This is a genomic window from Paenibacillus sp. N119s, from assembly GCF_059447605.1.
Map to the genome: position 1 here is coordinate 1 of NZ_JCAJRU010000172.1, position 11,238 is coordinate 11,238.

Annotated in this window: 9 protein-coding genes; 7 read left to right on the plus strand and 2 right to left on the minus strand. The window is 47.7% G+C overall.

The features are described 5' to 3' along the window. Position 1 precedes the first annotated feature (1 nt). From AC5V8P_RS18060 to AC5V8P_RS18080, 5 genes are all read left to right on the plus strand, one after another. On the plus strand, positions 2-1,996 hold the full coding sequence (locus AC5V8P_RS18060; protein WP_495473756.1) for a cyclic di-GMP-binding domain-containing protein, MshE-related: 1,995 nt from the start codon (positions 2-4) through the stop codon (positions 1,994-1,996). A gap of 23 nt (positions 1,997-2,019) precedes the next feature. After that, positions 2,020-3,027: a glycosyltransferase family 2 protein gene (locus tag AC5V8P_RS18065; protein ID WP_063212307.1), complete on the plus strand. Its 1,008-nt coding sequence runs from the start codon at positions 2,020-2,022 to the stop codon at positions 3,025-3,027. Beyond that, positions 2,990-3,406: a GtrA family protein gene (locus tag AC5V8P_RS18070; protein WP_063212308.1), complete on the plus strand. Its 417-nt coding sequence runs from the start codon at positions 2,990-2,992 to the stop codon at positions 3,404-3,406. Before AC5V8P_RS18065 ends, AC5V8P_RS18070 begins: the two co-directional genes overlap by 38 nt. Then, positions 3,406-5,007, plus strand: coding sequence for a glycosyltransferase family 39 protein (locus AC5V8P_RS18075; RefSeq protein WP_064797852.1), 1,602 nt, complete (start codon positions 3,406-3,408; stop codon positions 5,005-5,007). The genes AC5V8P_RS18070 and AC5V8P_RS18075 overlap by 1 nt, the downstream gene beginning before the upstream one ends. A 103-nt stretch (positions 5,008-5,110) precedes the next feature. Beyond that, positions 5,111-6,751: a glycosyltransferase family 39 protein gene (locus AC5V8P_RS18080; protein WP_064797853.1), complete on the plus strand. Its 1,641-nt coding sequence runs from the start codon at positions 5,111-5,113 to the stop codon at positions 6,749-6,751. 78 nt (positions 6,752-6,829) lie between these two features. Here the strand turns inward: AC5V8P_RS18080 and AC5V8P_RS18085 are convergent, their stop codons facing one another. After that, entirely contained in the window at positions 6,830-7,618 is a 789-nt protein-coding gene (locus tag AC5V8P_RS18085; protein WP_064797854.1) for an alpha/beta hydrolase, read from the minus strand. Between the two features lie 268 nt (positions 7,619-7,886). Between AC5V8P_RS18085 and AC5V8P_RS18090 the strand changes: the two genes are divergently transcribed. Continuing rightward, positions 7,887-9,053, plus strand: a complete 1,167-nt coding sequence (locus AC5V8P_RS18090) for an S-layer homology domain-containing protein (RefSeq protein WP_064797855.1) — start codon at positions 7,887-7,889, stop codon at positions 9,051-9,053. Positions 9,054-9,124: 71 nt separating this feature from the next. Here the strand turns inward: AC5V8P_RS18090 and AC5V8P_RS18095 are convergent, their stop codons facing one another. Further along, positions 9,125-10,543, minus strand: a complete 1,419-nt coding sequence (locus AC5V8P_RS18095) for a VanW family protein (protein ID WP_064797856.1) — start codon at positions 10,541-10,543, stop codon at positions 9,125-9,127. Between the two features lie 224 nt (positions 10,544-10,767). Here AC5V8P_RS18095 and AC5V8P_RS18100 point away from each other — a divergent pair. Continuing rightward, a partial coding sequence (locus AC5V8P_RS18100; protein WP_495473757.1) for a cell division ATP-binding protein FtsE occupies positions 10,768-11,238 on the plus strand: 471 nt, incomplete at its 3' end.

The following is an 11,238-nucleotide window of genomic DNA, read 5'->3' on the forward strand; positions in this document are numbered from 1 at the left end:
GTTGACAGACGCGATCCGCAACCAGAAGCGTTACGGTGGCAGACTGGGCGATATTCTTGTAGAGATGGGCTTCATTACAACAGAGCAGCTACAGGAGCAGATTGATAGTGATGAGTCCAAGGAAAGATTAGGCGACATGCTGGTTCGTTCCGGCTATATCTCACCAGAGCAGCTAGAGCGCGCGCTTGAGTTCCAGGCGAAGAGTGGCGGACTGCTCGGCGACATTTTGCTGTCACTGCAAATGCTGGAGCCTGCGGATTTGTACCGCGCGATTGCTACCCAGAACCGAATCGGGCGTATTGGTGAAGAGCTGGCGCTGGACGCGGCGTACAAACTACCCGAGCAAGTGGCCATGGCTTATGGCGTGGTCGTCATCCATCAATATATGAACCGTTATATTGTAGCGGTCAGTGATCCGTTGCCAGAAGAGCGCCGCTTGAGGCTGGAGGAAATTCTGGGTATGCCGGTAGAGCAAGTGCTTGCTACAAAGGAAGAGATGGAGCAACTCTGGGGTAAAATCTACGGTGAAGAAATGATGCAGGAGAGCACGACCGGGCTGTTGGAAAAAGAACCGCACAATTCGGCGCGGACCACCTTTACCAAGGGACAGCTCTGGGTGTTTGCAGCCATGGGAATGATCACATTGCTCGGCCTCTTCTGGAACAGCTGGAAGACAGTGCTGATCATTAATATGATGATCCAGCTTTTTTATTTTGCGATGACGCTTTTCAAATTTGGAATTATCTATCTCGGTTCCCGGCGCGGGGCGCAGCTTCGTTTCACGAAGGAAGAGGTAGACGCTATGGATGAAAAGAAACTGCCGATTTATACGATTCTTGTCCCGATGTATAGGGAAGCGGGCGTGCTTCCGATGTTGTTGCGGAATTTGGAACAGTTGGATTATCCAAAGTCCAAGCTGGACGTACGGCTGTTGATTGAGGAGGACGACATTGAGACGATTGAGCTGTTGCGGGAAATGAAGCTGCCAGCCTATTACACCACATTGGTCGTGCCTGATGGCTTGCCGAAAACCAAACCAAAGGCTTGTAATTATGGACTTATTCGCGCTCGCGGCGAGTTTGTCGTCATTTACGATGCGGAGGATCGTCCCGATGCCGACCAACTTAAAAAGGTGATTGCCGCGTTTGATTCACTCCCTGAAAATTATGCATGTATTCAAGCCAAGCTCAATTATTTTAACAGTACCCAAAATTTGCTGACCCGCTGGTTCACACAAGAATACAGTATGTGGTTTGAATTGCTGCTGCCAGGAATTATGCAGTTAGATACCCCGATTCCGTTGGGCGGTACGTCCAATCATTTTCGGGTATCTGTATTGAAAGATATTAATGCGTGGGACCCCTATAATGTAACCGAGGATGCGGATCTGGGCATTCGTCTGTATAAAGGGGGGTACAAAACGGCCATTGTCGATTCCCGCACATGGGAGGAAGCGAACAGCCGCGTGGGCAACTGGATTCGTCAGCGTTCACGTTGGATCAAGGGATATATGCAGACATGGTTGGTCCATATGCGCAATCCGGTTAAGCTGGTGCGCGAAGTGGGCTGGAAAGGCTTTTTCGGTTTTCAGGTGATGATTCTGGCGACGCCGATGTTGCCGTTGTTGAACCCGATTTTTTGGGGATTGCTTATTTTGTGGTTTGGCTGGGAGCTGTCCTTTATTCCCAAATTGTTCCCGGGCTATGTGTACTACTTGGCAAGCGCGGAATTTTATATCGGTAACTTTCTGTTCGTATTCAGTAATGTGGCCGGCATGTATTGGGTCATCGGGGAACTGGAAGAGCGCGGTGAACGAACATTTTCATACGCGATGGTCAAATATGGGCTACTCTCGCCGTTATATTGGGTACTTATGAGTATAGCTGCGATAAAAGCAGCTTGGCAGCTTATAACCAAGCCGTTCTATTGGGAGAAGACGACGCATGGTCTGACCGATATGCACGACTTGGATGATACCCCGGCACAGTCCTCCTGAATATGAAGAAAGAAGGAGCAAGAATGGAGACAAAAAATCCTTTTTTATCCGTCGTCATTCCCATGTACAATGAAGGCTCGCATCTCGAACGTTCGCTTAAAGTGATTGATGGGGTGCTGTCTGTTGTCACCTCTCGTTATGAGCTTATTATTGTAGATGATGGTTCCAAAGACGATACGTGGCTCAAACTGTCCGAATTGTCCCGTCGTATGCCCTCTTTACTCGCGCTCCGGCTGAGTCGGAATTTTGGTAAGGAGCTGGCGTTGTGCGCAGGTTTGGAAAATGCATCTGGCGATGCGATCATTGTCATGGACGGGGATTTGCAGCATCCTCCTGAGATGATCGGGGAAATGGTGCGTTTATGGCAAAATGAAGGTTATGATTTAGTTGAATGTGTGAAAGAATTTCGGGGAGAAGAGTCTGTTGGCAAAAAGCTCGGAGCTTCTTTGTTCTATGCGACTTTGAATCGTTTGACCGGCTTTAATCTCAAGGATGCCTCCGATTATAAGCTGCTGGATCGAAGAGTGGTGGATGCCTGGATGGCGATGCCAGAGCGTATACCGTTCTTTCGTGGAATGACCGCCTGGCTCGGTTTTCGTAAAACCCAGATTACGTTCCGGGTGGCTCCACGAGAAGAGGGTCCAAGCCGCTGGAGTCCGTTAGGGCTGTTTCGATTGGCCGCGGAAGCGATCGTTTCGTTTTCGACAGTACCTTTGCGGGTAGTGAGTTTAATGGGTCTCATTTTCATGCTGATTTCGGTCGTGTTAGGGATTCAAACCTTGATGCACAAAATAACGGGTGACGCGGTGACCGGGTTTACCACTGTCATTTTACTGCTTTTGATTATCGGCAGTGTACTCATGCTGTCGATCGGAGTGGTAGGAGAATATATTGCCGCCATATATCACGAAGTCAAAGCCAGACCTCGTTATCTAATTGCAGACAAACGGGCGAATGCTGAGCGATTGTGGGTGGATAGGGAGTTTAATCAACATGATCAGACGTTCGTATCTAAAGTATCCAATCATTAAATACGGTATTGTCGGGCTGCTGGGTACAGGCATTCACGTCGGTGTGCTTGTGCTACTGGTGGAGCTGTTTGCGATACCTGCGGTAACGGCTACTACAATAGGGTTTATAGTTACGTTGCTCGTTTCGTATGTGCTGAACCGAAACTGGACGTTCGAGCCGACTGGCGAGGGAAGCCGGACTCAGTTTCTTAAATATGTATTGGTCTGTACCTGCGGCTTGCTTTTGAATGCTGGTCTCATGTACGTAACCATTCACTGGATCGGTTGGTCGTATCTAATCGGTGAAGTCCTAACTACCATCATCGTGCCCATTCATAATTATATCTGGAATCGCTATTGGATCTTCTCCGTTCCGCAACAGCGTCAGAAAGAGGTTTAATGATCGTAAAGAAACATGGAAAGTTGCTGTCGTTGTTTGCTAGTATTACTGCTTTAGAACTGGCAGTAGGTATTTATTTTGCATGGCATCTGGGTTATATGCATACCGATGCGCTCAGTCGAGTGGCTAATGCATTTTATGTGCTGTATAGCCGTGACCCACATTTGGGTGCTATCGGTTTTGTATGGAATCCGCTACCGAGTTTGATGGAACTTATTGTGCTGTTGTTCTATCCTTTGTTTCCCGCACTCGCTTCCCACGGGCTGGCAGCAGTGATTGTGAGCAGCCTGTTTGCTGGGGCGAGCGCAGCATTATTGTACGGGACGGGAAAAGAACTAGGGCTTCACGGTGCAACCAGTTTGCTGATTGCGCTGTTATTTTCACTGAATCCTTTTATGTTTCTGTTCGGCTTCAACGGCTTGAGTGACTCGCCCTATATCTTTTTTATCCTGCTGACAGTGAGTCGATTCTGTATGTGGCTTAAGGATCGCAAGGCGGCGAATCTGATCGTATCCGGTTTTGCGCTTGCATTGGCCTTTTGGGTTCGCTATGAAGCAGTCCCGCTAGGTGTTGCGATGGCTGTAGGCGTATTGCTGACGATTCTTTCTCTGCATCGGTGGCGTACAAACAGAGAGAAGGGTAGAACGCAATTGTCTTTAAAAGAGCGCCTGTACAAAGTTGAAGCGACATGGCTTCTATTATTGCTGCCGCTAGTCTTTTCCGGGTTACTATGGCTCTTTTTTAACTGGATTATCATGGGCGACCCGCTTTACTTTTTACGCTCGCAATATTCCAATTCCTCACAATCAGCGGCTTTGCTGGAGGATCAACGCTTTGTGGAAATGTTTGCCCACCCTGTGCTGATGCTAAAGTTTGTCGGGCAACGAACCTTATGGTATGCGGCTCCGTTGATTGCTGTTTTGCTTATACGTCTATTGGACAAACGTCTGTGGAGTTGGAGTACGTTAACGTTGCTGGCTATTTTTTTGTCGGTACCTGGACTGCAGCTCTTGTTAATGTTTAAGCATTCTTCGTTTGGCTGGTTCCGATATTTTATGTATGTATTTCCGATTACAGTTGCTTGGCTGCCATATGAGCTCAGTTTATTGAAGGGAAAAATGCGTGGGATCGGAATCTCACTGGTAACGGTAGGAATGTTGCTAACAGCAGGCTTGTTATCCTACGCACTGACGAATCCCACGATTGCGGCTGATGAACATAGCTATCTGACGCATAGCGGCAATGAGAGCTATGATCGGCAAGTGATTGAACGGAAAATAGGGCCGTGGCTGGATGAACATTATGGTTCGTCGCTCATTTTGACAGATTCTTATACAGCCTATCCGATCATTTTGAGCAGTAAAATTCCGAAGAAGTTTATGATCACGAGTGATTATGATTTTGGAAAATCTTTAATAAATCTCCCTGCTTCCAAGGTGGACTATGTTTTGGTTACACGCTTGGTGGAAGGGGTACCGCTGGATCAGGTGAACCGGAACTATCCTGATCTGTTTGAAAAGGGGGCGCCATGGGCCACGTTGGTGCATGACTTTGACGGAGAGTGGCGATTGTACAAAATAGAGCATGCAGAAACGCAATAATTTATTGCGTTTTACTGCGTCGTAGCGGAGAAAGGAGGTAGCTGTGGGGCGTGAGTTCCTTACAGCTGCACCACCGCAACAAGTTTGAGGGGGAACGAGAGGAATGTCCTTTCGCAAATGGTCTGCAAGCAGATGGATGGGTATCGGTCTGTTTGTGTTTATACTTGCATTGGAGCTGTCTGCGGGCATTTATTTCAGCTATGTTCTGGGATATATGCACACAGACGCGCTCAGTCGGGTAGCTAACGCATTTTATGTGCTGTATAGCCGCGATCCACATCTGGGTGCCATCGGATTTATCTGGAATCCACTACCCAGTCTGCTGGAAATGGTGATTCTAGTGCTGTATCCGATTTTTCCGGCATTAGCCTCCTATGGATTGGCTGCTGTTATTCTGAGTGCTACCTTTGCTGCTTTGACCGCAATGCTGCTATATCGGGCGGGTGTCCGAACAGGGCTTAGCTCCAGGATGAGCTTGCTGTTGGCATTGCTGTATGCACTGAATCCGTTTGTTCTACTGTTTGGTGCCAACGGTTTGAGCGATTCGTTATACATATATTTTATTATGATGACGGTGATTGAATTTGCCCTATGGCTCAAGGATCGTATGACGGCAAGTCTGATTGTTTCTGGATTAGCGCTCGCCATGGCGTTCTGGACTCGCTATGAAGCGGTACCTCTAGGCGTGGCCATGGCTGTAGGCGTAGTCTTGGCGACCTTATTTCTTCATCGCAACTTGGGTAGACGCGAACTGGTCTGGCGGGAAAAGCTGTATAAAGTCGAGGCAACCTGGTTACTGCTTCTGCTCCCTGTGGTCTTTTCCGGGCTGTTGTGGATTTTCTTTAACTATCTCATTATGGGAAATGCTCTTTATTTCTTGAATTCAGAGTATTCGAACACAGCCCAATCGGCAGAATTGCTCAATGATGATAAATTTGTAGAGATTTTTTCCAATCCGCTGGTAGCCTTGAAGTTTATTGCTTCCAAAACCATCTGGTATTCTGTGCCGTTGTTTGCTATTCTGTTCATTCGTCTGTTGAGTGGACGCTTATTCCGGTGGGGTACCTTGATTATTTTATTATTGTTCCTATCTGTACCGGGCTTGCAATTTTTACTTATGATGAAGCAATCCTCGTATGGTTGGTTTCGCTATTTTATGTACATATTCCCAATTACTGTGGCCTGGTTGCCTTATGAGTTGAGCCAGCTTCAGGGACGATGGCGGAGGGCGGCCTTTGGTCTAGTGTCTGTCAGTCTGCTACTTACTGCTGGATTACTGTCCTATGCGTTGACTCGCCCGGATATTGCACCGGATGAGAACAGCTTTCTCACACGTACGGGGAATGTGAACTATGTGAGACAGGAATCAGATCGTAAGATTGCCGTCTGGCTGGACCAGCATCTGCCAAAGTCGACCATTATGACTGATTCGGCTTCAGCCTATACGATGATCGTCTACAGCCAATATCCCAAACGCTTTCTGATCACCAGTGATTATTCGTTCAATAAGGCATTAAGTTATCCGCAGGACAATCATGTGGACTATATCCTTGTACCTAAGATTATGTCAGGCATGCCACTGAGTAAGATCAATATGGTATATCCGAATTTATATGAACATGGGGCCCCATGGGTTCAGCTTGAACGTGAGTTTAATGGCGAGTGGCGCCTGTATAAAGTGCTGCCTAAATCATTAACTACAACTAAAGGATCTCCATCGACGGAGACGACGACAAATCCCTGATGTGCATAACAACAATCCCCGAAGCCCAGTCCCTTCGCTTGATGCGGTGAGAAAGGCTGCGGGGATTTTTTTGCCTGATTAGTGCCCTTTAAGCGGTAGCCACGCCAGTACATCCTGAATTTTCGCGTCCCAATATCCCCATTCATGAGCTCCAGGACCTTCTTCATAGGTCAGCGGAACTCCAAGAGAGTTGCATGTTTCACGAAAAGTCTGATTTCCTTTATATAAAAAGTCCTCTGTACCGCAGCATTGGTAGAGTCGGGGGAGTGAGGTCCCCGCGGTGGCATGACGTTGTAGCAGCTCCAGTAAGTCGTGATCCGTTCCACGTATTTCATCTGGCCCAAAAATGTTAAGCCATTCCGCTGGACTCATAGCATTTTGCATAGGATCGGTGCGGGATGCGTGTAAATCCATGACGCCCGACAGACTGGCAGCGGCTGCAAAGCGGTCAGGATGCTGAAGTGCCAGTTTGAAAGCCCCATATCCACCCATAGAAAGCCCGGCTACGAAATTGTCTTCACGCTTGTCGGACAGAGGGAAGAATGAACGGGCCAAAGCTGGCAATTCTTCACTGATAAAGGTCCAATAAGCTGCCCCTTGCTCCATATTCGTATAGAAACTCCGATGCACCTGAGGCATGACGACGGCAAGGCCCATAGAGGCAACGTAGCGTTCAATGGAGGTTCGGCGCAGCCAGGTTGAATCATCGTCCGACAGACCGTGCAGTAAATACAGGGTCGGGTGTGGCCCTGTTCCCTGCTTGCCCTCCATTCCAATCTGTGAACGAGTTGCCTGCGGAAGAATGACATTCATAGATGTGCTTAGACCAAGAACTTCCGAATAAAACTGACATTGAATAAGAGCCATAAGAAAACCTCTTTTCCTAGGGTTATGTGATCTCATTGACCTGTTTCTGCTTACAACTGATTACTCATTCAGTATACTATGACCTGTCCAAATATACATATCCAAGTGAATGGCTAGGCATTAAGTCCCGTTTCTTATTTATCCTACATTAGGAGGGGGTATGGTTATATGGGACGATTTTTTTAATTTAGGGGCTATTTGGGTTTGATTTCTGGTAAAGTGTTTAAAAAAAGATTGATGAATCCAATCTGAGGGAGGAATTTATAGCATGGGGAAAAAGTTAAGAACCACAATTACAGGTGTACTGAGTACAGGTCTTATTCTTAGCGCATTCAGCGCAGCGGCAGCTGCTCCTCAAACTACAAGCGGCCATTGGGCAGGAGATCAGGTGCAACGCTGGTCAGCTACAGGGCAATTGAGTGGAGCGGTAAAACCGGATGCAGCGATCACACGCGCAGAATTTATCGTGCTTTTGAATCGCAGCTTGGGAACGTTCACGCAGGAGACTCCAGTGGTGACAGACGCAACGTATGGAGGCAGTGTGAAAGTCAACGGTAATGGAAGCAGAACGTTCACAGATGTTCCGGCATCCCACTGGGCATACAACGAACTGACAAATGCCGTGAATGCAGGTTACATAAGCGGCTATGCAGGTAACAAGCTCAAACCAAATGGTAAGGTAACACGTCAGGAAGCAGCTGCGATTATTGGCAAAGCTATTGGGCTGACTGCGGGTAATGCAGCAGATGTTACTAAATTCATTGACTCCGACAAAATCGGATCCTGGGCGAAGAAAAGTGTAGCGGCAGCTGCGGAGCAAAAAATCATCAACGGTTATCCGGATGGTAAATTCCAGCCACTGAAGCCACTGACTCGTGCAGAGGCGGTTGCTATTCTGGATGCTGCATCCGGTTACAACCTGAGCCCTGTTGATAATCTGACGACGACTCCTGGTGGAACGGTAACAGATTCCACATACAGTAACGTGACAGATTCCACTTATGGTAACACGTCCACAACTTCTGGAACTGAAACAGGAGGTAGCAGCACTAGTACTAGCACAAGCACAGATAGTACGACTACGACTGCTACGGACAACGCTACAACAACAGAGACAAGCACCAACACAAACACAACTACGACTGCGGACAACACTACAGACACAGCTGCGGGCGCTACTTCAAGTACACTGAAAGTCAACGATGTGTACGATGGTGAAGGTACGATTACAGGGACAGCTAAAGCTGGTTCCACAGTAACTGCCTATTCCAACGATCTGCCTATCGGCAGTGCAGTAGCCAAAGATGACGGCACATTTAGCATCAGTGTGCAAACTCAAAAAGCGACAGTTAGACTGGTGATTAAAGCTAAAGATACAGACGGCCATGAAAGTGAGCCTGTAGAAATCTCGGTTTTGGGTAAACGTAGCGAATAATATAGCACGACAAATCCCCCTTCACTCTGGCTGGAACCAATCCAGTCAGTAGTAAAGGGGGATTTTTTCGTTTATTCGCTTATGCCGTCTTCCACGATAGGTTTCTCCGGTTCGTGTGTTTGTGGGTCAGACGATGTGCTCCCACCGTAACTGGCTATAATGCGTTGCTGCGCTCGGTACGTATCGCGGCTGATCCGGGTGCGCTCGACAGTTTTTCCATTTACCTTTTTTACTCGGAATGTTTCTACTACATATCCTTCTTTGCCCTGTCGAATGACCTGATAGAAGCCAGGGGATAGTGAGTCATCACGTATTCTTTTTACTGGTATAGGGAGTACACGAACGGTGTGAGATTCAAGTTCATACGAAATATTCGATGGAAATGTACCAAAAATTTTAACAGTCAGCGTTCGATTTTGAACCGCAGCACGCAGGAGTAAATGTTTACCGGTATTATTTCTAAAACGAAAATTAATAGACCCTGTAGCAAAAGTCGCATCCTGACCTTTGGGCAGGTAGCTGACTGGTAAGGAATGGTTGCGGCGCTCGACAATGTCCAGGCCGACTCGCAGCGCTGCATTATAGACTGTGCTGGACACCTGGCAAATTCCACCGCCAATGCCGGACTCCAACCGTCCGTTGACGATCACTGGAGCCTCGCGAAAGCCATGAGTACGTTCAGCCTTGGCAATCACTTGGCCGTAGTCGAATATGTCACCCGGTTTGAGAATCGTACCATCGACGGCGCTTGCCGCCGAATTTACGTTATACACACGCCCTTCCGAGCTGCTACCAAGACTGGTGGAAAACTGGGTGATTTTTCGCTCAATGCCTTCACTGCGCAGACTGTCGACCGTAATTTTCGGTTCCAGTTGGTAGAACGGCAATTCCACTCGGATCGGCTTTTCGGAAGCCGTAAAATCCCTGGGGAGTGCCTTGTTCACTGCAACGTCCAGTTTGGGCCAATCCAGACGCCGGGTAGAGCGCCCCGGAATATACCGAACCTGATCGTTTGCATCAATCTGACGTACTGCATTGACAGGCATGCCGTATCGCTGCTCCTCCCAATCCGCTCCAAACTTCGATTTTAAAAATTTCTCTTGCCGGAAAGGTGTGATAGGCCATTCTTTCTCGAAGCTAAAACGTGTCTGCGCACGAGTCCATACATGCCCTGCGCCGAGTGCCTTTACCGCGTACCGGAAGGCATCCGCTTTATAGTCAATCCCTGCTTCCCCGAGTGTTAGCTTTATATCCTGTGCACTGCTGTCGCTGTCCGTGAGGAGCAGAGGACGCTGCTTCAATTCATCCAGTTTTTTCTCCACTAACTGGAGAGCCATTGTTTTATCCATGCCTCCTACGTTGACGCCTCCAACCTTCACTCCCGCTGGCAGGGTTTGTCTGTCGGCGTACAGATGAAGTCCTCCCCACAGTATTGCCAGCGCCAGAATCCCAGACCATAACCAGATGACAGATAAATGAATTTTTTTCATAATGCAGATGTCTCCTGTCTGATAAGCTTGATAGCGTATTCGTGTGCCACAATATTCATATATATGTGCCAAAAGCAGAAAACTTTCGGTACTATTTAGGTAACAAATTTGTTACAATGATAAACGGTATGATGAAATACAGAAGTTTTTAAAGGAAATGCATGGAATATGTCGAATGGATATTAGGTTATGCGTAATATGATTAAGCAGCGGGAAGTGATCGAGTGATTGAAATGCAGGATGTGTGGAAGACCTATACGAACGGGACCCACGCACTTCAAGGAGTATCGGTTAGAATTGACCGTAATGAATTTGTATACGTAGTCGGCCCGTCTGGAGCGGGGAAATCGACTTTTATGAAGCTTATTTATAGAGAAGAAGTACCGACCAAGGGGCAAATTTCGGTCAATGGTTTTAATATCGGAAAGCTCAAGCAGCGCAAAATTCCCTATGTTCGTCGCAACATCGGAGTCATTTTTCAGGATTTCCGACTTTTGCCACGTTTGACAGCTTATGAGAACGTGGCTTTTGCGATGGAAGTTATAGAGGCTCCGAAGAAGCTGATCCGCAAGCGGGTTCCAGAAGTGCTCGAATTGGTTGGCTTGAAAGAGAAAATGCATCGTGAGCCTGCCCAGCTATCCGGTGGGGAGCAACAGCGTGTAGCGATTGCACGGGCGATCGTGAATAACCCCTCG